Genomic DNA, 22,275 nt, shown 5'->3' on the forward strand with positions numbered 1-22,275 from the left:
GGAGGATTTTCATTATTTGTCCGCCTTCCCATAGGTTTTATTTACCTATAATAATTGGACGAATATTCCTAAAATCCTTTAATTCCATTTATATAGTTAGTACCTTAATGGCCATAATCAAACCGGCTTCATCATCAATATATCCTTTAGACTGTATTTCCTCTTCCCAAAGTAACAGTTGTTCCTCTAAAGCTATTTGTTTTTTGTGTTGTTCCATCCGCTCACTTCTTTATCAAAAAATTTAACAGAATATCTTTATACTTCGTATAATATCATATTTTCCTGTAAACGAAAAAAAGCGCCGCCTTTACGACGGAGCTTTTTCATTAATGTTGTTTATGCGCTTCATCCTTAATTTCTGCTCTGAAAGCATCAATACTTTCGCGGCGGCGTTCATTTTTTTCCTGGATCCTTTGCTGGTCCTCAGGACTCGAATTATTCATTGCAGCCTCCGCATCTTCCATATTGGCAATGGTATGATGGACCATGGACTGCAGCTTTTCTACATTATCACTACGATCGTCAGGCTTTGGTGTATGGTTTGTCATTTATGTCCCTCCCTTACTACCAATAGTATGTGAGGAAAGCAAAAGCAATATTCATTGCGGTCTGAATGCATTTATGGCATTAAAAAGTGTTTAGAAACCTCCTCCAGCCCATTGGAAAATGAAAAGCCCACCATCGGATTGGCGGGCATGATTCTATCATTTATTCCCCTTTTGTCTGGATTACCTGTGCATGTTTTCCTGATTTATCGTTCATCTTCTTGCCATTGTTGCCGCTGAAACCGCGCGGCTGGGTTCCAAGATGGCTCGGAACATAGTGTTTGCTGTCCCTTTTTGGATTGCTCATGATCATCCCTCCTCTAGTTTAGTTTTACCAAATCATCGGGAAATCATGAGTGGGGACTGTATTACTCTGCTTTGCCTAAGTGTTTTTGCTCCAATTTTGCCTCGATTTTTTCAATCGCTTCACGATCATTCAGAAGTTGAAGTTTATTTTCCGTTACAAGCTCTTGAAAGGAACGTTTTCTAGGTTTCCTCATCCTGCTCACCATCCTTTATTATCATTCTAACAGTTAGAATGCCCGAAAACGGTTGCAATTATTACAACTTTTCGAAATTTTACTTTTATTTTATTCTGACATGAAATTTTTGTGTTTGTCGACAGGATGGCAGCCGAAAAACCCCCCATTCCACTTATGGATCAGGGGGGTCTGTTTTAATTATGCTTTCAATTTGTCGCGAAGCACCATTTGCAGAATGCCGCCGTGACGATAGTAGTCAATTTCAACCTCAGAATCAAAGCGTACAAGAGCTTCGAAGGTTTTCCTGTTGCCGTCTTCGTCAGTAGCTGTGACAGTTATCATGTCACGCGGACAGACTTTTTCATCAATTTGGACATCAAATGATTCTTTTCCTGTCAAACCAAGAGTTTCAGCATTTTCACCAGCTTTGAATTGAAGTGGCAGTACGCCCATCAATACAAGGTTAGAACGGTGGATACGCTCGAAGCTTTCTGCGATAACAGTCTTGATTCCTAATAGATTTGTACCCTTTGCAGCCCAGTCACGGGATGAACCCATGCCATAATCCTTGCCTGCAATAACCATTAGGCCAGTGCCCTGCTCTTTGTACTTCATGCAAGCATCAAAGATGGACATGACTTCGTTTGTTGGCCAGTAAGTGGTAAAGCCGCCTTCTGTGCCAGGAGCGACCTGGTTGCGGATACGGATGTTTGCGAATGTTCCGCGCATCATGACTTCGTGGTTGCCACGACGTGAACCGTACGAGTTGAAGTCGCGTGGTTCCACACCCTTTTCGCGAAGGTATTTTCCAGCTGGTGTATCTTTTCCAATTGCACCTGCAGGAGAAATATGGTCCGTAGTGACAGAATCCCCGAACTTGCCAACAACACGAAGGCTGATCAATGGAACAACTTCTCCGGCTTCTGGAGTCAACCCTTCAAAGAAAGGAGGATTTGCAATATAAGTTGAATCCTGATCAAAAGTATATAGCGGATCGCTATTTGTTTGAATTTCATTCCACTTTTCGTTATCTGTGAAGACAGTCTCATATTCTCTGCGGAATAGTTCTGGTGTTATAACGCGGTGAACAACTTCGTTTACCTCTGCTGTTGATGGCCAGATATCCTTGAAGTATATATTATTGCCATCTTTATCTTTTCCAATAGGATCATTTTGAAGATCGATGTCCACTGTACCAGCAAGTGCGTAAGCGACTACTAGCGGCGGTGAAGCTAGGTAGTTTGCTTTTACCAGCGGGTGGATTCGACCCTCGAAATTACGGTTTCCGGAAAGAACGGAAGTCACCAGCAGATCGTTTTCAGCTACAGCTTTTTCAATCTCCGGTTTTAATGGACCAGAGTTCCCGATACAAGTTGTACAACCATACCCAACAAGGTTAAAGCCAAGCGTTTCAAGGTAAGGGAGCAATGCTGAATCACGAAGGTAACCAGTAACAACCTTAGATCCAGGAGCCAATGAAGTTTTAACAAACTTAGGAACTTCCATTCCGAGTTCCACTGCTTTCTTGGCAACAAGCCCTGCTCCTACCATTACGTAAGGGTTCGATGTATTCGTACAGCTAGTGATCGCTGCAATGGCGATAGCACCAGTCTTCATAGTTGTTGTGTCTCCATTAGCAAATTCAACAACTGCTTCTTTTTCGATTTCCTTCTTGCCCAACCCAAATCCCTGGTTTCCTGCAGGTGAAGTAAGAGCTTCTTTAAAGGACTTTTGCATAGCTGAAAGCGGGATCAAGTCCTGTGGACGCTTAGGACCAGAAAGATTCGCTTCGATTTCGGATAAGTTGATTTCTACAATATCAGTATAAACTGGTTCTAAGGAAGGATCGAAGAACAATCCGTTTTCCTTGCAGTATGCTTCCACCACTTTAATATGTTCTTCTGAACGTCCAGTTAAGCGCATGTAGCTCAAAGCTTCATTATCTACCGGAAAAAATCCGCATGTAGCACCGTATTCTGGTGCCATGTTGGCAACCGTTGCACGGTCAGCAAGTGGCAGTGTTACAACTCCTGGTCCGAAGAACTCGACAAATTTTCCAACAACGCCTTTGTTTCGAAGTACCTGTGTTACTTTAAGCGCAAGGTCGGTTGCAGTAGCGCCGTTCGGCATATCCCCTATTAATTTCACGCCTACTACTTCTGGTACTGGGAAGTAGGATGGCTGGCCAAGCATTCCTGCTTCTGCTTCGATCCCGCCGACGCCCCACCCAAGAACGCCAATTCCGTTGATCATTGTAGTATGTGAGTCGGTACCTACCAATGAATCAGGGAATGTTTCGAATTCACCATCTTCATTTTCCACAGCATGGACAACGCTTGCAAGAAACTCCAGATTCACCTGGTGAACGATACCTGTTGCCGGCGGAACAGCGCGGTAATTGTCAAATGCCTTTTGTGCCCAGCTCAAAAATTGGTAACGTTCCGCATTACGTTCGAATTCAAGCTCCATATTGACATTAAGTGAGTCAGGTGTTCCATACTTATCAACCTGGACCGAGTGGTCAATGACAAGATCAACAGGCTTTTCTGGATTGATTTTCTGTGGGTCTCCCCCCATGTCAGCCATTGCCTTCCTAAGGGAAGCAAGGTCAACTACTGCCGGTACACCAGTGAAATCCTGAAGAATGACGCGTGATGGCTTAAAAGGAACATCCACTTCCTTCACTTCGCTGGTTCCCCATTTTGCTAAGTTTTCCACATGCTCTTTTGTGATCACAAAGCCATCATGCTGACGAAGCACGGATTCAAGCAACACCTTAACAGAGTAAGGCAGTTTAGAAATATTGCCGATTCCATCCTTTTCCAAGGCGGCTAAGCTATAATAATGATAGCGTTTCCCGTCCACCTCAAATGATTTTCGGGCGTTAAAAATATCTTGGTTTGACATATGTTTACCTCCTTCTTCTACGTAAACATCATAAACAAAATAAAAGAAATTGTCGAAAAGTTTGAATCTTGTATTCCAACATAACTTTTCTCATAATTTCATATTAATATAACCTTGTATATAAGTAAATAACAAGTATGTTATTGCGATTGATAAGTTTCACTTATATTAAAAACAGTACACCTGTTAAAATAAAGCGAATCGCTCCTATTCTCAGGATAAAAAATGATCTTATTAGGAAACAAGATCAATCAAAAGCTATTTCACAAAAGAAAAAAGCGGAATGCCCTTCCGCTTTTTTCTTATTCCATATTTACTTCATTTACGATGCTCCTGAGATCTTGTTGGAATTTTTCTAACTGTCCTCTTTGATGCTCAGAAGCGTTTTCGAGAGCGTTTTCAATTTGTTGAAAGGCTTCATTCACTTCGTTTTTAAGATGCTTTAATTGGTGTCCATAGCTTTCTGAATCGCGAATGATTTCCGTATATAGCCCTTGTGCATCTTCAAACCCTTGCTGTGCTGCTTGAAACGCTTGTTGTTTGTTTTTATTGTAAGGCATATGTTTTCCTCCTGATGTAGTAAAATCTATACCGTTAAATTGCGCATTTAAAAGTTATTTATTCAGTATAAATTCAAGCGCAAATCAAATCCTAAAATCAGGAGGGATGAGCAAATGAACAAAAACGATTCCAAGGATATGCGCAAAAATGCTCCCAAGGGTGACCAAACCAGCCAGCCTGCTCCACTAAGCGGCTCAAAAAAGGTTAAAAACCGCAACCATACTCGCCAAAAGCACAATTCTGGTCACGATATGTAAGAAAAACAGCGGTGAAGTCGCGCTTTGACTCATTGAAAAAAACGGCTGCCAAATCATTTGGCAGCCAAGTTATTTCCTATATTAATTTGAGTGCCTCTAAAAGTTGCTGTTCTTGTTCCACAGCTACTGTTCGAAGATCGATGTGCACCTCTTCTTTCTGTATTCTTACGATGATAGCTGGTGAATATTCTGTCCGAAGCTTTTTGGCAATATGTTCGGCACTCACTTCGGGGTGGCTGATAGTAGCTAGGTAAGTAGGCAGATCGACATCAGGCATTGTTCCCCCGCCAACCTTGCTAGTTCCTTCCGTGATTCTTACAGTTAATTTACCGCCAAAAGAACGGATAGATTGGACGAATTTCTCCGTTCTTTCCTTTAGTTCACTTATTGGTACTAGTAAATCCCGAAGAGTTGGAATTTGTACCAATCCCTTTTCCCCTTTAAGATAATCCATCAAGGTTGCTTCCAGTGCTGCCAAAGTCATTTTATCAACTCTAACTACTCTAGCGAGCTGATGCTTCTTCAATTGATCGATGAGCTCTTTTCTTCCAGCAATAATCCCTGCCTGAGGACCGCCAAGCAATTTATCCCCGCTAAACGATACGATATCTGTGCCCAGCTTAAGTACTTCACTTACAACAGGCTCTTCTCCAATCCCATGTTTTTGAAAGTCATATAAAACGCCACTTCCAAGATCTTCGTAAAAGATAATCTGATCGTGCTTATTTGACAGTTGCACTAACTCTTTGGTCTCTACAGTTTTTGAAAAACCATATATTTTAAAATTACTTGTATGTACCTTCATGATCATCGATGTTTCAGCTGAAATCGCATTTTCATAATCGAGTAAGTGGGTTTTATTTGTTGTCCCTACTTCCACTAACCTTGCACCGCTTTCTTCCATTATCGAAGAAATTCGGAATGAACCACCAATTTCGACAAGTTGGCCGCGAGAAACGATGACATCTTTCCCTCTGGCAAGCGCACTAAGGATGATATAGACAGCAGCAGCATTATTGTTGACTACCATCGCCGCTTCTGCTCCTGTCATTTCTTTGACCAAATCTTCCACATGACTGTGACGAGAACCGCGTTTGCCTTCATCCAGCTTATATTCAAGATTCGAATAATTCATCGCTGTTTCAACTACATGCTTGATCGCATTTTCGCTCAACCTAGCCCTCCCTAAATTCGTATGCAAAATCGTTCCGGTAGCATTGATTACTGTTGTGAGTGTATATTGCCTTTTTTTTGCTACCAATCGACCAACAGACATAAATAATTCATCCATAAATTCTTCCGTTCCTGGTTCGTGCCCTTTCCAATTTCCTGTAAGCAGCTCTTTCCTTATCCTATCTATTTCAAATTTCAATGAATCAGTCAGAAAGCTTTCACTTAGATCAACCTGTTCTATCAATTCCATAAACCTTATATCCTTTTGCAGTTCATGAACTGCAGGCAAGGCTCTTACTAAATCTTTCATGCTTGCATGCCCCCATAACCAAATCTCATTGTTCTATTATATATCATTAATGTCCAACCGACGATTTTTTCAAATCCTGATCAAGCAAAAAATTCAAACTAATTCTATATATAATAAATTCCATCAGCGTGTAAAGTCTAAAAAACAGTAGCTGAAGGATGATTTTAAAAACAAGAAAGAGTATACTTGCTTTTGAGGTGATAAGGTTGAGTGAACATGAAAAAATCCGTTTAACTTCGTTGTCAACAAAAGCTGGTTGAGGCTGTAAAATCAGTCCTGAGGACTTGACGCAGGTTCTGCGTCTATTACCCAAACAGGAACCCGTTCCTGAATTGCTAGTCGGACATGAAACATCCGATGATGCAGGAGTATATAAACTAACAGATGATATCGCTCTGATTCAGACGATTGATTACTTCACGCCGATTGTCGATGATCCATATATGTTCGGCCAGATTGCTGCAGCAAATGCACTTAGCGATGTGTATGCAATGGGCGGAGAGCCAAAGACAGTCCTTAATATTGTCGGCTATCCAATCAAAAAACTTGGTCCTGATATCTTGGCCGATATATTAAGAGGTTCAAGTGACAAGGTGAGGGAATCTGGTGCTATTTTGATTGGCGGGCATTCAATTGATGACCAGGAGCCAAAATTCGGCTTATCCGTTACAGGTCTCGCACACCCTAAATCCATTTGGAAAAATGTCGGCGCAAAACCAGGTGACGTGCTCGTCATTTCGAAACCAATCGGGGTTGGGATTCTGACGACCGGAATTAAACGCGGGGTTGTAACGGCCGAACAAGAACAGGCTGTGACCGAAAATATGGCATTATTGAACAAATCCGCTGCAGAAGCGCTAAAAAAATTCACTCCTCATGCTGTAACCGATGTAACTGGATTTGGCTTGCTCGGTCACGGCAGTGAAATTGCACGGGGAAGCAATGTCAGCTTTGAAATTGAATTATCAAAGGTGCCAGTCCTTGAAGGTACATTTGATTTGGCAGCAAAAGGCGTTGTGCCTGGCGGTTCAAGATCAAACCATAAGTGGCTGGAAAACGATGTTCTATATAGGGATATTTCCCCAGATGAACAAATCGTCCTGTGTGATGCAATCACCTCAGGCGGCCTTCTCGTCTCCCTGTCTGAGGATGAGGCGATTCCATATGTAAAAGCACTGAAGGATCAAGGATTGAATCATGCTGCGATCATCGGAAAAGTAACAGAACAACAGGATAAACTGATTTACGTAAAAAGGTGAAATCAAATTTGATTTCACCTTTTTTTCATTTTTCTATGATAGTCTAATTTCCGATGGTATTAATGATGAAAGTAGCACAAAGCATGCGTAAGCCAGGCTAGGAGTAAACAGGGCAGGTATGATATAATCAGAGCAGTAAATACACAACAACAGAAGGCGGTAATATGGGGAGAATGGCTAAAAGGGAACATAAAAGAAGTAGCAAATGGAAAAAATACGCCCTTGTTATTATGGGGGTTTTTATCATTGGAATAGGAGCATATTTTTATTCCATATACGCAGATATCAAAAACACAATTAATGGAAATGTTCATGAGACGGTAACGTCCATCGATAACAATGTAACCAAACAGAAAATCGATAATAAAAAACCGCTAAACATTCTTCTGCTAGGTGTCGATGAGCGTGAAAATGATAATGGTCGTTCCGATACGATGATCGTCATGACACTTGACCCCAATAATGACAGAATGCAAATGGTCAGTATCCCCCGCGATACGCGTACAGATATTGTTGGTCATGGTACAGTTGATAAAATTAACCACGCCTATGCCTTTGGTGGAAGTAATATGGCAGTTGATACGGTTGAACATTTTTTAGACATCGAATTGGATTACTATGTGAAAGTTAATATGGAAGGATTCCAACAGGTTGTTGATGCAGTAGGTGGGGTGACAGTTGAGAACAACCTAGCTTTTAAAAGTGGGAATTTTGACTTCCCACAAGGAAAATTGGAGTTAGATGGAAGAGAAGCCCTGGCTTTTGTTCGAATGAGAAAAGAGGATCCACAAGGAGATCTTGGCCGTAATGAAAGGCAGCGCCAAGTCATTGAAGGGATTATCCAAAAGGGAGCCAGTTTCAGCGGAGTCAATAAAGTCAGTGAAGTGCTCGATGTCTTAGGAAAGAATGTAAGTACCAATATGGATTTTGCCCACATGGCAACATTAATGACTGATTATAGAACGGCGAGAAATAATACGAGTACGTATCAAATACAAGGAGAAGGAAGCTTTATCGGCGATATCTGGTACCTTATCGTGTCAGAAAATGAGGTTCAAAAAGTACATGAGCTGATTACCAGTTTCAAATCCTAAATTTCCACACGCCTCTTAAAAAGCACCCTAATTCATAAATTAGGGTGCTTAAAAATTATTTCATCTTATCCTTTACCTTTTCCAGCATATCGCAAGTCATACTGGCGAGGTCATACTTTGCCTTGAATCCCCATTCGTCAGCGGCAGCAGAAGCATCTATTGAATTTGGCCAACTATCTGCAATTGCTTGTCTGACAGGATCCACTTCATATGATAGTTCAAAACTAGGAATGTGCTTCCTGATTTCAGCCGCCAACTGTTCTGGGTCAAAACTCATCGCTGTTACGTTGAAAGCATTTCGATGGATAAGCTTAGAGGGGTCTGCTTCCATTAAATCAATAATCGCTTCAAGCGCGTCCGGCATATACATCATATCCATGAACGTTCCCTTTTGGATATAGGAACTGTATTTGTTATTTTTGATGGCTTGATAATAAATTTCCACTGCATAATCAGTAGTTCCGCCTCCAGGAGGGGTGACATAGGAAATCAATCCCGGGAACCTTACTCCTCTTGTATCGACTCCGAAACGGTGGAAATAATAATCCGCAAGCAATTCTCCAGCCACTTTATTTACACCATACATTGTCGTAGGTCGTTGAATAGTATCCTGAGGTGTATTGACTTTAGGAGTGTTAGGGCCAAAAGCACCAATTGAGCTGGGTGTAAAAAACTTCAAATTCAATTCCCTGGCCGTTTCTAGCGCGTTCATTAAACCACCCATATTCAAGTTCCATGCAAAAACCGGCTTCGTCTCCGCTGTTGCCGAAAGCAGAGCTGCCATATGTATAATGGTATCTACCTTGTATTTCTTGGCCAATTCGAACATTCTTTTGGCATCCACGACATCAAGAATCTCGAACGGGCCGTTGACCGCAACCTCTGTATTCGTTTGTCTGATGTCCGTTGCAATGACATTGGCATTGCCATAAATGTCTCGCAATTTATTTGTCAATTCTGAACCAATCTGGCCAAGTGCACCAGTAATTAACATTTTTTTCATCCTATGTATTCCTCCTGGATATCCTATGCTCTTTTCGTAAAAATTGCCCCATTTAAACCCATTTTGGTTTTTCATTCCATAGCATCTTAAAAACCAAATAAATAAATGATTCAAACAGCAACATTTTATGCGAAGTGAGTCTTTTCTAAAAAGTGAGCCGGCTCACTAAGGAACCGGCATCCACCATTAAATAATCCCTAGTTCTTTTCCGGCTTTTTCATAAATGGATAATGCCTGATCAAGCATTTCCTTCGTATGCGCAGCAGAAGGCATATTCCTTACCCGTCCTGTTCCCTGTGGGACTGTTGGGAATACGATTGATTTTGCGTATACCCCTTCTTCATACAAACGCTTGCTGAATTCCTGAGTTTTCACTTCATCTCCAATGATGCATGGAGTAATCGGCGTCTCAGAATGGCCAATGTCAAAACCAAGCCTTTCCAGTCCAGCCTTCAGATAATTTGCATTTTCCCACAGTCGCTCATTCAATTCGGTGCTATCCATCAGGATTTCAATCGCTTTTGTGCTGGCAGCAACGTCAGCAGGAGGGAGGGATGTTGAGAATAGAAATGGACGGCTTCTCACTTTCAGCCAATCAATCAGGTTTTGCTTTCCAGCGACATAACCTCCGACAACCCCAATAGCCTTCGATAAAGTACCGATTTGGAAATCGATTTTATCTGAAAGTCCGAAATGCTTGACAGTGCCAGCACCTCCCCCAAGAACTCCAGAACCGTGAGCATCATCCACATAAGTAAATAAGTCAAATTCTTCGGCAATTTTAACGATTTCTGGCAATTTTGCAATATCCCCATCCATGGAGAATACACCATCCGTAATAACCATGATTTTATTGAATTGTCCGGATTCCTTCGCTTTTTTAGCTTTTGCCCGCAGATCTTCCATGTCCGAATGGTTGAAACGGATGATTTTTGCCCGAGACAGACGGCAGCCGTCAATAATCGAAGCGTGGTTCAATTCGTCAGAAAGAATAGCATCCTTGTTATCCATGACTGCTGAAATTGCTGCCATATTGCACATGAAACCCGATTGATAAGCAATTGCAGCTTCTGTCTGCTTAAACTCAGCTAACTTTTCTTCCAGTTCAACATGAAGTTTCAGTGTGCCATTAATGGTCCTGACAGCACCTGCCCCCACTCCAAATTGAGAAATTGCTTCTTCGGCAGCCTTTTTCAATCTGTCATCTGTAGCAAGTCCTAAATAGTTATTAGAAGAAAGATTGATCAATTCTTTTCCATTGATTTTGATAACTGGTCCATTAGCGCTTTCTAACGGGTCAATTATATTGTATAGGCCCTTCCCCTTTAATTCCTCCAGATTCACATTCAAAAATTGATCCAATGTTTTGCTAGACATCAAAATCTCCTTTCTGCTGAACAGTCAGCATGTCATTATTACGAAAACAATTGTATTTTTGGAGAGGACAGTATTTCGGTCCATCATACCAGATTATATCCGTATTTATACAATATACTTTATCACATTTCTTTTAGATGTACATCTATGAAGGACAGAAAAAGCTCCCTATTTCTTTTAGCCGAGAAAAAGGAAGCAGTCCTTGATTTTAGGACTGCTTTTACAAGACAATTTTAGGAGGTAGCAAGGTAGTCTTGCAATTCTTTCACCAATTGTTCGGCTCCTTCTTTACTTAAGATAATCTTCCCGCCAGCAAGCAACATATTGTCATTGCTGATGATGCCCGTTACAACGCATGTCATGTCCGGCTGATATTGTTTTAGGATGATCTTATCTTCATCGACAAAGATCTCCAGCGGATCATTTTCTCCAATGCTCATCTTCTTTCTAATCTCCATCGGAATGACCACCCTGCCCAGCTGATCTGTCTTCCTTACAATTCCCGTAGCCTTCATAATGCATCCTCCCTTTCTTTGTGGGATTTTGGATGACTGTACTGTGAAATAATTCTACCCAATACAATTATAGCAAAACAAGGCATAATTTTACATAGTATAATAATTCTTTTAAAGAAAAAACTCTGGTGGAAACCAATAGATTTTAGTATGATTAGGGAATGTGATTGTTAATTTATTGTCTTAAAATTGCTTAAAGCGAGGATTTTAACATGAGTTTATTAAATGTAGAAAACTTGAGCCATACATTTGGGGGTCGGACACTTTTTAAAGATGTATCATTCCGCTTGCTAGCAGAAGACCATGTCGGCCTGGTTGGCGCAAACGGTGTCGGGAAGTCTACCATCATGAACATCATTACCGGGCAGCTGATCCACGATTCCGGAAAAGTAGAATGGACTCCTGGATTGGAATACGGATATTTGGACCAACATACGGTTTTAACTCCTGGAAAAACGATTCGCGATGTATTACGCGATGCCTTCCTTCCGCTCTTTAAAAAGGAAGAAATGCTTAACGAAGTCACTAGTAAAATGGCGGAAGCTACACCGGAAGAACTTGAAAAACTGCTCGAAGAAATGGCGGAAATCCAGGATGCGCTTGATGCTGGCGGTTTTTACTCTCTAGATATAGAAGTGGAGGAGTCAGCAAGGGGGCTTGGCCTTGATGCAATTGGCATAGACCGCGATGTATCTGCCTTAAGCGGCGGACAGCGCACGAAGGTATTACTAGCAAAACTATTGCTCGAAAAACCAAAGGTGCTTCTGCTTGATGAGCCAACAAATTATCTTGATGTGGAGCATATTCAGTGGTTGACCAGATATTTGAAAGAGTATCCTTACGCTTTCATTTTAATTTCGCATGACACTGAGTTCATGAACCAGGTTTCCAATGTCATTTTTCAGTTGGAATTTTCAAAGCTGACTCGATACACTGCTACGTATGAAAAGTTTCTGGAATTAGCTGAAATCAATAAAAATCAGCATCTAAATGCATATGAGAAACAACAAGAATTCATTAAGAAACAAGAAGATTTCATCGCAAAAAATAAAGCACGCTATTCGACAACCGGCCGTGCGAAAAGCCGTCAAAAACAATTGGATCGCATAGAACGGATCGATAGACCTGAGACCGCTTTAAAGCCTTCATTTGAGTTCAAGGAATCACGAGCAAGTAGCAGATATGTATTCGAAGGCATTGATTTCGAAATTGGCTACACCCACGCCCTGCTTCCAAAACTGTCTGTGACAATCGAACGTGGGGAAAAGATTGCGCTCGTCGGTATGAATGGAGTCGGGAAATCAACATTGCTTAAAACCATGCTTGGAAAAATACCGCCATTGAGCGGCAAAATCGAGCGAGGGGACTTCCTCTTCCCTTCTTATTTTGAACAGGAAGTTAAAGTGGGGAACATCACCCCCATTGATGATCTATGGAGTGAATTCCCTGGAATGGACCAGCATCAAGTAAGGGCTGCGTTGGCAAGAAGCGGGCTGAAGAACGAACATATTTCACGTCCTCTCAATCAACTAAGCGGTGGCGAACAGGCCAAGGTGCGCCTGACCAAACTGCTTATGAATGAAAGCAACTGGCTGTTATTTGACGAGCCGACAAACCACTTGGATATCACCGCAAAAGAAGAATTAAAACGGGCGTTAAAAGCCTATAAAGGAACCATCGTTTTAGTCAGCCATGAACCTGATTTCTATGAAGATTGGGTTACGAAAGTTTGGAACGTGGAAGAATGGGCTGAAAATACAACTAACTAAGGAAGAAAAACCGGGTAAACTAGCCCGGTCCTTTTTTGGTTTGGCTGATATTCAGCGCTGTTGATTGGAACGTATGACACTCTCTTTCCGCTCTATACCTCCAAACCTGTCAAAATAACGAGGGTTTCTTGACAACTTTCTGCTCTACACACTCAAACCTGTCAAAATAAATAACTCGGTTTCTTGTCCAGCACCAGTACATAGGCAAACGCAAAGGAAAGTCGATTGCCAATAACATGGCGGGTCTAGCATGTCCTGGCATCGCCCACCTAGAGCGTCACGTCCTGTGGCTGGCGGGTCTAGCACGTCCTGTGCATCGGAGGGCCGACCGGTGAAGGAGTTCTTTGACTTCGCTGGCGGGAGCCGACGTGTCTCAAGTGGCTAGAAGTCTGTCCAATAAAAATTTTTTAGTGTATAATTATTCATACATACTTCATATTCATCCGTTTTATTGTATAAAAACATTCATTTTGAATAAAAATACGTGGATTTCACTCCGTCGGACAGACTCCTAGGCGCTGCAGCTTTGCAATTTTCAAAGAATTTATATTCTTTAAACAAGAAACCCGCTGAATTTTTTTGTTTTAATAAAGTTACGAAAATGTATTGAGTTATCCTCTTATTATTGATAAATTTTATAGTGGTTATAAAATTTATTTATAAAAAGGGTGAGAAAATGAACAAAATGCTTGGTGCAACAATTCTGCTACTGCTTTCTCTTCTTACTGGCTGTACAGGAGATAATGGAGATGCAGCTAAAAAAGAAACAATCAAAATTGGCGCGATTCCTGACCAAAATGTCGCAGATTTGAACAGGAGCATGGAAGATTTCGCAAACAATCTTGGCAAAAAAACTGGAATGAATATTGAGTATGTCCCTTCGGTGGATTATGCAGCTTTGGTCACCGCTTTTCAACGCGGAGAGATTCAGCTTGCATGGTTCGGAGGTTTAACGGGTGTCCAGGCGAGAAATTTAGTACCAGAGGCCGAAGCATTTGCTCAAAGGCCAATTGATGAAAAATTTAAATCTGTTTTTATAGCTCATGAAAATAGCGAGATAAATAGTCTTGAAGATTTACAAGGGAAATCTTTTACCTTTGGCAGTGAAAGTTCCACTTCGGGGCACCTCATGCCGCGCTATTTCATGATGCAGGCAGGTATCGACGCTGACCAAGCTCTTGATGGGAAGCCTAACTACTCGGGCTCCCACGATAAAACCTACAAGCTAGTTGAATCAGGCGCTTACGAGGCAGGAGCATTGAATATTTCTGTTTGGGAAGCAGCGGTAAAAGAAGGCAAGGTGGACGATTCAAAGGTGAAGGTTTTCTACACAACACCTGAGTATTTTGACTATAACTGGACTGTCAACATCGCTGATGAAGAATCAAAAAAGAAAATCAAAGATGCGATCCTAACAATGTCAAAAGAAGACAGCGAGATTATGGATTTACTACAAACCGATCGATTCATCGAAACAAATAATCAGAATTACCAAGCAATAGAAGAAGTCGCCAAACAACTAAAGATCATCAAGTAGGGGAAATCTCATGAGCGAATTCATCGATATAAAAAAGATAGGAAAAGTTTACGAGCGGAAGATAGCCTTATCTTCCCTTTCTTTGTCGGTAAAAAAAGGGGAATTCATCGCGTTGATTGGTCCCAGTGGCGCAGGAAAGACTACTTTGCTAAATCTGCTTGCCGCTACCTTACCACCCGATCAAGGAGAAATTACGATTGACGGCCAGCTGTTGGCTGAAATGACCGACCAGAAGAAACGGGCCAAAAAGATCGGAATCATCCGTCAACAATTTGACCTTATCGGAGAATTACCTGTGATTCATAATGTACTTGCTGGAAAATTATCAGAATGGGGAATTATGAAATCTCTCCTATCTATGTTTTTTCCTCAGGATAAGCAAGATGCCATACTAGCTCTTACTCGCGTGGGTCTTAGAGATAAATTATATGAACGAACGTCCGCACTTTCAGGCGGAGAGCAGCAGCGCGTTGCCCTTGCCCGCCTGCTTATTCAGAACCCTGAAATTGTTTTGGCGGATGAGCCTGTCGCTTCCCTTGATCCTGCACGTGCTGAAGACATCCTGGCACTTCTCGTTAAAATTGCATCGGAGGGAAATCAAACTTTGATTGCCAGTCTGCATTCTGTTGAGTACGCAAAAAAATATTTTGATCGCTTGATTGCATTAAAGGATGGTTATCTATTCTTCGACCTGCCTGCCTCATCAGTCACTGACGCCCATATTGCGAGCTTGTACAAACTGAAGGAGCAAGCGTAGCATGGAGAGAAGCTGGTGGAATTATGAACTTCATAAAAGAAAAATCGTGAGTTTTTCCCTCCTCCTTGTCTTTTTATGGAGTCTTACATCGATAAATTGGAATAAGGACTTGTTTCATAGCGGGGGACTGAACACCGCCAAACAGATAGGAGCAGCAATTTTTAGTCCAGATTTATCGAACGACATACTTTTGCTTGCTCTGGAATCAAGCTTGACTACACTAAGCTATGCAGTAGCAGGAATGAGTTTAGCTCTTGTTATCGCTTTTTTCTGGGGAATTCTTGCTTCCGGAGTTCTATTCTCTATTTCAAAAAATAACCGTTATGTAAAAAGATTCTTCCGAGGTCATCTAGGTTTTATGCGAGCAATTCATGAGTTAGTTTGGGCATGGCTGTTCGTTGCCTCTATCGGTCTTTCCCCGTTTGCCGCTATTTTTGCACTGGCCATTCCATATGGAGGGATTTTAGGCAAGATCTTTGCAGACATGCTTGAAGACGTGCGAACTGAACCAATCAAGGCTTTGGAAGCTGCTGGGGCTGGCAAATGGCAGACGTTGATGTACGGATACCTTCCTATGGTCAGAGCGAGTATAGTCAGCTATGCCATGTATCGCTTTGAATGTGCAGTTCGTTCATCAGCCATCATGAGTTTCGTAGGAATCGGCGGTCTTGGCTACCAAATTCAATTAAGCCTGGATGATTTACAGTATAATCAGGTCTGGACCTTTGTGTTCTTCCTGATATTTCTTGTCTTACTCATCGATATGTGGAGCAATTTTTTAAGGAATCAGCTTACTTCAGTGAACAGAGCAATAAAACAGCTGAAGACATCTGTCTTTTTGATGATTCTTCTCCTCATTGGATCCTGGTTATCCATTTTCACGATAGAAAACGCAAATCTGTCAGCAGTATTTACAAAAGAAAATCTCCATTACACCATTCAGTTTTTCAAAGGACTGATTGGGATCGGAGAAGATCAACCTGCATTTCTGAGTAGCGAAAGCTGGGCTAATGCTTTAAGCCTTACCTGGGAAACTTTATTGATGAGCATAATCGCCACAGGCTTCGCAACCATTGCCGCCATTTTCACCATGGTTCCTGCAGCCCGGAATGTCGCAGACGGGTCACTCACCCTTGCAAAAAAATGGCATGGATGGCTGTCATTCGGAATGGTGAGGAGTGGCTATATTTTTACAAGGGCCGTTCCTGAATTAATTTGGGCAATGATTATCATCTTTGTGTTTAAACCTGGGATTTTGCCTGGGGCAATTGCCCTTGCCCTTCATAACTATGGGATTCTAGGAAAGCTATTAGCTGAGGTAATCGAGGATTTAGATTCGCGCCCAATAAGGAATCTGGCATCCTGCGGGGCAAATAAGATCCAAATTTTATTGCTAGGGGTCCTTCCGGCAACACTTCCCCGCTTCCTTACGTATATCCTTTATCGCTGGGAGGTCATCATGCGGACCACTATAGTTGTCGGCTTTGTTGGAGCTGGAGGACTTGGACAGCAATTCAAACTGAGCATGAGCTTCTTCCATTATACAGATATCACACTTTTCTTGTTTTTCTATCTTGTTCTAGTCTATGCTGCCGACTTCATTTCCGAAAAAGTAAGATTAGTCATCAAATAAACCCGGCCTGTAAAAGGCCGGGTTTTATCTTGTCATAATCGCTTCCCCTATTAACTGGATGTCTTTATAAATCTCTTTTTTTAGTTCTCTGTCTTCACAAAGTGCATATTCATCAAACAATCGACCCAATTCCTTCATAAACAAAAGCTGTTCTTCCACAGCAACCATTCCTAGACCCCTTTACACATAAGATGACCATTGGCAAATGCTGTCAAACAATTTTCATAGATCTGAATATTTACCCGTAATATAAACAACCAAACTGGCAATTTTTTATAAAGATATGTTGCAGCTGTCCTATATATGACAACCTTTGTTTAACAAATCGTCCTTTAAGGTATGTAAATAGGAGATAACCGATAACAGGGGGTAAAGAAATGTGGGTTCAACGGCCTTTTTTTAAGCATGCGACAGGGATAATTCTGATTCTTCTTATCATCTTTCTTTTTGGTAAAATTGATTACTTTGTCTCCCCTCTGCAAAATTTTATCATCGCTATATTCTTTCCGGTGCTGATCTCAGGCCTAATGTATTATTTATTTCGCAAGCCGATTCAATGGATTAGCCGCTATGTGCCTAAAATCATCAGTATCTTCATTGTGTTCGCTCTAGTGGCAGGATTAATGTCAGGATTGGCTTATTTTGCGGGCTCCTTATTGGGAGATGAAATCAGCGACTTGAGTAAAAATTTTCCTGAAAAAATGGATGAGATCACCGATGAATCTCAAAAAGTCATCGATGATAACAACATAGGTATTATTAAAACAGAGGAAATCAAACAGAGGGCTCTGAATTATTTAAGCAAGATTTCTCAAAATCTAGGGGAAAATCTGATGACATTATTCTCCTTGATTACAAGTATTGCAACCGTACTTGTAGTAGTCCCTTTTCTGGCATTCTTTTTCTTGAAGGATGATGAAAAGCTCCGACCTTACATTTTAAAGCATTTACCTCGTGAACATGTACAGGAAGGAAACAAAATTTTAACGGATATCGATAAAACGTTGTTCACCTATGTAACAGGGCAATTTATCATCGCAGTTGTTGACGGAATTTTAATGTTCATTGGTTATTTGATCATCGGTTTAGACTACGCTCTGTTGCTTGCGATCTTCGCAATGTTTTTAACAATCGTTCCCTTTTTAGGCCCGCTTTTGGGGATTATCCCTGCACTGTTCATTGGTTTAACGAACAGTCCGCTTATGGCATTGAAGGTATTGCTTGTACTGGTAATCGTGCAGCAGTTGGAGGGCAATCTAGTCACCCCGCAGGTCATGGGGAAGAAGCTAAGCATCCATCCGATTTCCGTCATCCTGATTTTGATTGCAGCCGGCTCATTGTATGGTTTCATTGGAATCCTGATCGCCATACCGCTTTATTCAGTGGTAAAAATCATTATCAAGGATGTTTGGAGGTTTTATAAGCTTCGGAAACCCTCTGCTTTATAATTAAATGAAAGGGCATCGGAGCAGATCCGGTGCCCTTCCCTATTTTTAATTAGACGGGTTGGTGTTCCCTTCGTCCGCCCGTTTCGATAATTCCTCGTCAATCATTTTGTCAAGCCGGATTATACTTTTTTGTGCCCGGTTATGATCTATTATACGGTAATGATGTGTACCCCCTTCTTCTTCATCTTTTTCATCCGCCCATTTTACAACTTTTTGCAGTGGTGTACGGACTATGTCATTTGAAGGCAAAAAAGAATCTGTGTGGAAAAGGATAGCAAGTGAAGTGGCTTTCGCTTGTACGGGGTTTTCACCCAGTCTAATCAGGAGCTTATGGGCTCGTTCTGCCCCCTTTATCGGATGGATATCATTCTTACGGTATAATTCGTAGTCCCACTTTCCGTTCCTGTACCAGGTGAAATGGCCAATATCGTGGAGAAATCCGGCTTTGGCAGCAATATCAACATCCACTTTATGCTCCTTTGCAAGCTGGAATGCATGATAGGCAACCGCGATCGCATGCGCCATTCCAGAACGTTTCAAATACTTTTGGGCAATATGGTGTTCATATATATCCAAAAGAGTGACATCTCTCATAAGCTGACCTCCTTCTTATGTGATTTGTTTATTTTTATGAATGGTAACAGAATTCATGAAAAAATGCACATGTTAAATCTTCTGTGGCAATGTAACCAAAAAACCGCCGGCAAAGAGGTCCCTTTGCCGGCAGCTGTCCTTAATTCCAGTTCTTCCACTTCTTTTGAATACTCTCTTTCATTTTCACAAATATCGTTTACATGATTTTTCGACAAACTCTGTTCCTTTCATAACGAAGTCCATTTATAATAGCTAAGTGGCATAGGATAATTAAATTAAAATCACAAAAAACTAGTAAATTGGATTAAATGGCTTCCGAGTTATCTCAAGGCTTATTTGCCGATTTCACTTTGCGAGTTTAGATTCTACTACATAAAGAGGGATAATATGTTCAATACTTTAAAAACAGAAAAGGGGTATCGAAAGCTTTTCCTTGCCGGGGTTATAAATGGTATTGGAGACCGCTTCAGCCAGGTTGCCCTGCTGACATTAATACTTCAGATGACAGGGTCAGGTCTCGCTGTCGGGATAACGATGGCCCTCAGAATGATTCCTTTTTTGCTGTTCAGTCCAATCAGCAGCAGCCTCTCAAGAAAAATGGGCCGAAAAAGCGTGATGGTCATAACAGATATCGCAAGAGCATTTATTGCTTTATCTTTTCTGGCAATCAACAGTGCAGATGATATGTGGATTGTGTATACAGCGTCCTTCTTCCTCGCTTCCGGGGAGGCTATCTATTCACCGATCAGGAAATCTAGTATTCCGGTCCTCGTGTCCGCTAAAAACTTAAAGGAAGTGAATGCATGGGAACAGGTATTGATAGGATTAGTATTAGTAATCGGAGCTTTCAGCGGCGGGATTGTTTCATATTTCCTCGGGGCAAAAGCTGCCTTTCTTATCAACATTGCATCATTTCTAGGCGCCGGCTGGATTATTTCGACTTTGCCTAAAACAGGGCAGGAGACAATGCCACAGTTTATTAAGACAGAAAAACGGGAAAGTTACCTGGACCTGTTACCGGTTATCGCCACTTCTTCTTTCCTTATCATGCTTATGCTGTTTGAAATGATCATACCACTGATTAACGGCATAGAAAACGTATTGTTAAGCGTATATGCTGTAGAAACATTTGGCATGCAAGATTTAGGAGTCGGCATTTTGTATAGTATTCTTGGATTAGGCCTGATTATCAGTCCAATGTTAACCAGGTTAATAAAAACCCGTTATTTGCTTTTTGTATTCCTGTGCATGATCGGTGAAGGATTCATTCTTTCTGCCATAAGCCAGAGCAAATTTTTCTGGGTAGCAGCTTTGCTTTTTGGAATCACAGCTATATTCAGCGGAATTGGAAACACACTCGTTGATACGGTAGCAATGGAAACTATACCTTCAAAGTGGCACGGAATGTATTTTGGGTTAACGTCCATGATCTCGAACACTTTCATAAGGATCTCCATGCTTCTTACTGGAACAGCATTAGAATGGTACAGCCCTCGATTGGTTGGTTTTTTTGGCGGAATGCTATATATTTTCGCCGGAATAATTTTCATATTGTGGGCCATTAAATACAGCTTGCAAGAAGAAAAAGCAAAATTACTTCAAAAGGCTACATGACTAAGAAAGGATAAGAAGTCATGAAAAAAAGAACGGGAGTGAATCCTCGTTCTTTTTTCATCTCGAGAGAATTTTATTCTCCTTGGTTAAACCCAGTGCGGTACCATATCCATTACATCTGCTTGTGCTTTCTAACTCACACGCATTTCTGTAACAATCATAGCCATATCAAAAAGCTAGCAGTTTCTATCATATCAATATCCAGTGCTATCAATATGTGGAGTTTCCTGTCATAACACATGATATACATGCTTTGATAAGCTTTCCAACTTATCGGATCATCGTTTTTCCTGTCTTATTATCTTCTAGACCATCAATCAAGACAGCCGGCTGTCTCTATATGTAATGACAGCAAAATCGTGTTCCATACCAACCCATTCTCCAGTCTTGTTTCCAATGCGATTGATTCATAAAAGCAGGCTAAACCCTTACCTGAAATTTATTAGCATTTCCTTATTCCCATCATTGGTTACTTCCACATTATATAAATGACAAGCTACAAAATGATCCTTATCGATTTCCTGCCAGACCGGTTTTTTCACGGCGCAGACTTCCATTGCGTGTTTGCATCTTGTCCTAAAAACACATCCGCTTGGCGGGTCCATCGGACTAGGCAGCTCTCCCTCAAGAATGATGCGTTCTCTCTGGTCTTCCACATCAGGGTCCGGAATTGGGATGGCTGATAATAATGCCTGGGTATATGGGTGAAGCGGTTTTTTATACAACTGGCTACTCGCGGTTAGTTCAACGATATGGCCAAGATACATGACACCAATCCTGTTGCTTATTTGCTTAACCATAGAAAGGTCGTGAGCAATGAATAAATAGGTCAACCCTTTTTCCTCTTGCAATCGTTTCAGAAGATTCACTACTTGCGCTTGTACAGATACATCCAGGGCGGAAATCGGTTCATCAGCAATGATAAACTCTGGGTCGAGCGCAAGTGCTCTTGCGATTCCTATCCTTTGACGCTGTCCGCCACTGAACTCATGAGGATAACGATTGGCATGATCCCGATTCAAGCCAACATCCTCGAGCAGTTGATAGATACGTTCAAGACGTTCCTTTCTATTTGGAAATAATCCATGGACTTCCATTGGTTCAGCTATAATTTCTTTGACTGTGGCTCTCGGGTTTAAAGAAGCGTACGGATCCTGAAAAATCATTTGCATCTGCTTGTAAAAATGGAATTTCTCTTTTTCAAATAATGAATGGACATTCTTTCCATTAAAAATGACTTCTCCATCTGTGCGGTCATACAGGCCAATCATGGTCCTTCCAGCAGTGGATTTGCCACAGCCGGATTCTCCAACAAGCCCAAATGTCTCCCCTTTATAAATATCAAAGGATATACCATCCACAGCTTTCAGAACTCCACTTTTCTCCATGGCAAAATACTTTTTTAAATTTCTGACACTTAATAGAATTTCTTTATTCATC

The 22,275-nt window shown here is 41.3% G+C and carries 22 protein-coding genes; 9 read left to right on the forward strand and 13 right to left on the reverse strand.

Annotated features, from left to right (window positions below; genetic code table 11):
* Nucleotides 1-88: 88 nt before the first annotated feature.
* The 6 genes from J2S25_RS11975 to J2S25_RS12000 form a co-directional block, all read right to left on the reverse strand.
* Nucleotides 89-217: a hypothetical protein gene (locus J2S25_RS11975; protein WP_307192030.1), complete on the reverse strand. Its 129-nt coding sequence runs from the start codon at nt 215-217 to the stop codon at nt 89-91.
* A 109-nt stretch (nt 218-326) separates the two neighbouring features.
* Entirely contained in the window at nt 327-548 is a 222-nt protein-coding gene (tlp, locus tag J2S25_RS11980) for a small acid-soluble spore protein Tlp (protein ID WP_044396457.1), read from the reverse strand.
* A gap of 160 nt (nt 549-708) precedes the next feature.
* Nucleotides 709-852, reverse strand: a complete 144-nt coding sequence (locus tag J2S25_RS11985) for an acid-soluble spore protein N (RefSeq protein WP_307192031.1) — start codon at nt 850-852, stop codon at nt 709-711.
* Nucleotides 853-913: 61 nt separating this feature from the next.
* Entirely contained in the window at nt 914-1,045 is a 132-nt protein-coding gene (locus J2S25_RS11990; RefSeq protein ID WP_307192032.1) for an FbpB family small basic protein, read from the reverse strand.
* A 180-nt stretch (nt 1,046-1,225) separates the two neighbouring features.
* Nucleotides 1,226-3,934 carry an aconitate hydratase AcnA gene (gene acnA / locus J2S25_RS11995; RefSeq protein ID WP_307192033.1) on the reverse strand — a complete coding sequence of 903 codons (2,709 nt, stop codon included), beginning with the start codon at nt 3,932-3,934 and terminating at the stop codon, nt 1,226-1,228.
* Between the two features lie 302 nt (nt 3,935-4,236).
* The gene (locus tag J2S25_RS12000; RefSeq protein ID WP_044396463.1) at nt 4,237-4,494 is read right to left on the reverse strand and encodes a hypothetical protein; all 258 of its coding nucleotides are present in this window, start codon (nt 4,492-4,494) and stop codon (nt 4,237-4,239) included.
* A gap of 114 nt (nt 4,495-4,608) precedes the next feature.
* Between J2S25_RS12000 and J2S25_RS12005 the strand changes: the two genes are divergently transcribed.
* The gene (locus J2S25_RS12005; RefSeq protein WP_084221906.1) at nt 4,609-4,752 is read left to right on the forward strand and encodes a small acid-soluble spore protein P; all 144 of its coding nucleotides are present in this window, start codon (nt 4,609-4,611) and stop codon (nt 4,750-4,752) included.
* A 76-nt stretch (nt 4,753-4,828) separates the two neighbouring features.
* Here the strand turns inward: J2S25_RS12005 and selA are convergent, their stop codons facing one another.
* Nucleotides 4,829-6,235, reverse strand: a complete 1,407-nt coding sequence (selA, locus tag J2S25_RS12010; RefSeq protein WP_307192034.1) for an L-seryl-tRNA(Sec) selenium transferase — start codon at nt 6,233-6,235, stop codon at nt 4,829-4,831.
* Nucleotides 6,236-6,393: 158 nt separating this feature from the next.
* On the opposite strand from selA, the gene selD reads away from it, so the two are divergent.
* A complete protein-coding gene (gene selD, locus J2S25_RS12015) occupies nt 6,394-7,494 on the forward strand; it encodes a selenide, water dikinase SelD (RefSeq protein ID WP_439117499.1) in 1,101 nt (366 codons plus the stop codon).
* 164 nt (nt 7,495-7,658) lie between these two features.
* Nucleotides 7,659-8,588, forward strand: a complete 930-nt coding sequence (locus J2S25_RS12020) for an LCP family glycopolymer transferase (protein WP_307192035.1) — start codon at nt 7,659-7,661, stop codon at nt 8,586-8,588.
* A gap of 55 nt (nt 8,589-8,643) precedes the next feature.
* Here J2S25_RS12020 and J2S25_RS12025 read toward each other — a convergent pair whose 3' ends face one another.
* The 3 genes from J2S25_RS12025 to J2S25_RS12035 form a co-directional block, all read right to left on the reverse strand.
* Nucleotides 8,644-9,591 carry an L-threonine 3-dehydrogenase gene (locus J2S25_RS12025; protein ID WP_307192036.1) on the reverse strand — a complete coding sequence of 316 codons (948 nt, stop codon included), beginning with the start codon at nt 9,589-9,591 and terminating at the stop codon, nt 8,644-8,646.
* 186 nt (nt 9,592-9,777) lie between these two features.
* Nucleotides 9,778-10,968 (reverse strand): glycine C-acetyltransferase, encoded by a 1,191-nt coding sequence (locus tag J2S25_RS12030; protein WP_044396472.1) that lies wholly within the window; start codon nt 10,966-10,968, stop codon nt 9,778-9,780.
* A 233-nt stretch (nt 10,969-11,201) separates the two neighbouring features.
* Nucleotides 11,202-11,483, reverse strand: coding sequence for an AbrB/MazE/SpoVT family DNA-binding domain-containing protein (locus J2S25_RS12035; protein WP_044396475.1), 282 nt, complete (start codon nt 11,481-11,483; stop codon nt 11,202-11,204).
* A 212-nt stretch (nt 11,484-11,695) separates the two neighbouring features.
* Here J2S25_RS12035 and J2S25_RS12040 point away from each other — a divergent pair, with 212 nt between their 5' ends.
* From J2S25_RS12040 to J2S25_RS12055, 4 genes are all read left to right on the forward strand, one after another.
* Nucleotides 11,696-13,252: an ABC-F family ATP-binding cassette domain-containing protein gene (locus tag J2S25_RS12040; protein ID WP_044396477.1), complete on the forward strand. Its 1,557-nt coding sequence runs from the start codon at nt 11,696-11,698 to the stop codon at nt 13,250-13,252.
* A 676-nt stretch (nt 13,253-13,928) separates the two neighbouring features.
* Nucleotides 13,929-14,789, forward strand: a complete 861-nt coding sequence (locus J2S25_RS12045; RefSeq protein ID WP_044394872.1) for a putative selenate ABC transporter substrate-binding protein — start codon at nt 13,929-13,931, stop codon at nt 14,787-14,789.
* A gap of 10 nt (nt 14,790-14,799) precedes the next feature.
* Nucleotides 14,800-15,546 (forward strand): phosphonate ABC transporter ATP-binding protein, encoded by a 747-nt coding sequence (locus J2S25_RS12050; RefSeq protein ID WP_044394870.1) that lies wholly within the window; start codon nt 14,800-14,802, stop codon nt 15,544-15,546.
* Nucleotide 15,547: 1 nt separating this feature from the next.
* A complete protein-coding gene (locus J2S25_RS12055) occupies nt 15,548-17,179 on the forward strand; it encodes a PhnE/PtxC family ABC transporter permease (protein ID WP_044394868.1) in 1,632 nt (543 codons plus the stop codon).
* A gap of 24 nt (nt 17,180-17,203) precedes the next feature.
* Here J2S25_RS12055 and J2S25_RS12060 read toward each other — a convergent pair whose 3' ends face one another.
* Nucleotides 17,204-17,347: a hypothetical protein gene (locus tag J2S25_RS12060; protein ID WP_198528207.1), complete on the reverse strand. Its 144-nt coding sequence runs from the start codon at nt 17,345-17,347 to the stop codon at nt 17,204-17,206.
* Nucleotides 17,348-17,556: 209 nt separating this feature from the next.
* Between J2S25_RS12060 and J2S25_RS12065 the strand changes: the two genes are divergently transcribed.
* On the forward strand, nt 17,557-18,627 hold the full coding sequence (locus J2S25_RS12065) for an AI-2E family transporter (RefSeq protein WP_044394866.1): 1,071 nt from the start codon (nt 17,557-17,559) through the stop codon (nt 18,625-18,627).
* 45 nt (nt 18,628-18,672) lie between these two features.
* On the opposite strand, the gene J2S25_RS12070 is transcribed toward J2S25_RS12065, so the two are convergent.
* The gene (locus J2S25_RS12070) at nt 18,673-19,221 is read right to left on the reverse strand and encodes an HD domain-containing protein (RefSeq protein ID WP_044394864.1); all 549 of its coding nucleotides are present in this window, start codon (nt 19,219-19,221) and stop codon (nt 18,673-18,675) included.
* A gap of 387 nt (nt 19,222-19,608) precedes the next feature.
* On the opposite strand from J2S25_RS12070, the gene J2S25_RS12075 reads away from it, so the two are divergent.
* Nucleotides 19,609-20,835: an MFS transporter gene (locus J2S25_RS12075; protein ID WP_307192037.1), complete on the forward strand. Its 1,227-nt coding sequence runs from the start codon at nt 19,609-19,611 to the stop codon at nt 20,833-20,835.
* Between the two features lie 428 nt (nt 20,836-21,263).
* Here J2S25_RS12075 and J2S25_RS12080 read toward each other — a convergent pair whose 3' ends face one another.
* A complete protein-coding gene (locus tag J2S25_RS12080) occupies nt 21,264-22,274 on the reverse strand; it encodes an ABC transporter ATP-binding protein (RefSeq protein WP_307192053.1) in 1,011 nt (336 codons plus the stop codon).
* Nucleotide 22,275: the final 1 nt, after the last annotated feature.

This window comes from Mesobacillus stamsii, assembly GCF_030814065.1.
GTDB lineage: Bacteria > Bacillota > Bacilli > Bacillales > Cytobacillaceae > Mesobacillus > Mesobacillus stamsii.

What these genes read in the sequence shown, in the direction of transcription:
- J2S25_RS11975 (WP_307192030.1), bottom strand. Translation starts at nt 217, where the DNA reads ATGGAACAACACAAAAAACAAATAGCTTTAGAGGAACAACTGTTACTT.
- tlp (WP_044396457.1), bottom strand. Translation starts at nt 548, where the DNA reads ATGACAAACCATACACCAAAGCCTGACGATCGTAGTGATAATGTAGAA.
- J2S25_RS11985 (WP_307192031.1), bottom strand. Translation starts at nt 852, where the DNA reads ATGAGCAATCCAAAAAGGGACAGCAAACACTATGTTCCGAGCCATCTT.
- J2S25_RS11990 (WP_307192032.1), bottom strand. Translation starts at nt 1,045, where the DNA reads ATGAGGAAACCTAGAAAACGTTCCTTTCAAGAGCTTGTAACGGAAAAT.
- acnA (WP_307192033.1), bottom strand. Translation starts at nt 3,934, where the DNA reads ATGTCAAACCAAGATATTTTTAACGCCCGAAAATCATTTGAGGTGGAC.
- J2S25_RS12000 (WP_044396463.1), bottom strand. Translation starts at nt 4,494, where the DNA reads ATGCCTTACAATAAAAACAAACAACAAGCGTTTCAAGCAGCACAGCAA.
- J2S25_RS12005 (WP_084221906.1), top strand. Translation starts at nt 4,609, where the DNA reads ATGAACAAAAACGATTCCAAGGATATGCGCAAAAATGCTCCCAAGGGT.
- selA (WP_307192034.1), bottom strand. Translation starts at nt 6,235, where the DNA reads ATGAAAGATTTAGTAAGAGCCTTGCCTGCAGTTCATGAACTGCAAAAG.
- J2S25_RS12020 (WP_307192035.1), top strand. Translation starts at nt 7,659, where the DNA reads ATGGGGAGAATGGCTAAAAGGGAACATAAAAGAAGTAGCAAATGGAAA.
- J2S25_RS12025 (WP_307192036.1), bottom strand. Translation starts at nt 9,591, where the DNA reads ATGAAAAAAATGTTAATTACTGGTGCACTTGGCCAGATTGGTTCAGAA.
- J2S25_RS12030 (WP_044396472.1), bottom strand. Translation starts at nt 10,968, where the DNA reads ATGTCTAGCAAAACATTGGATCAATTTTTGAATGTGAATCTGGAGGAA.
- J2S25_RS12035 (WP_044396475.1), bottom strand. Translation starts at nt 11,483, where the DNA reads ATGAAGGCTACGGGAATTGTAAGGAAGACAGATCAGCTGGGCAGGGTG.
- J2S25_RS12040 (WP_044396477.1), top strand. Translation starts at nt 11,696, where the DNA reads ATGAGTTTATTAAATGTAGAAAACTTGAGCCATACATTTGGGGGTCGG.
- J2S25_RS12045 (WP_044394872.1), top strand. Translation starts at nt 13,929, where the DNA reads ATGAACAAAATGCTTGGTGCAACAATTCTGCTACTGCTTTCTCTTCTT.
- J2S25_RS12050 (WP_044394870.1), top strand. Translation starts at nt 14,800, where the DNA reads ATGAGCGAATTCATCGATATAAAAAAGATAGGAAAAGTTTACGAGCGG.
- J2S25_RS12055 (WP_044394868.1), top strand. Translation starts at nt 15,548, where the DNA reads ATGGAGAGAAGCTGGTGGAATTATGAACTTCATAAAAGAAAAATCGTG.
- J2S25_RS12060 (WP_198528207.1), bottom strand. Translation starts at nt 17,347, where the DNA reads ATGGTTGCTGTGGAAGAACAGCTTTTGTTTATGAAGGAATTGGGTCGA.
- J2S25_RS12065 (WP_044394866.1), top strand. Translation starts at nt 17,557, where the DNA reads ATGTGGGTTCAACGGCCTTTTTTTAAGCATGCGACAGGGATAATTCTG.
- J2S25_RS12070 (WP_044394864.1), bottom strand. Translation starts at nt 19,221, where the DNA reads ATGAGAGATGTCACTCTTTTGGATATATATGAACACCATATTGCCCAA.
- J2S25_RS12075 (WP_307192037.1), top strand. Translation starts at nt 19,609, where the DNA reads ATGTTCAATACTTTAAAAACAGAAAAGGGGTATCGAAAGCTTTTCCTT.
- J2S25_RS12080 (WP_307192053.1), bottom strand. Translation starts at nt 22,274, where the DNA reads ATGAATAAAGAAATTCTATTAAGTGTCAGAAATTTAAAAAAGTATTTT.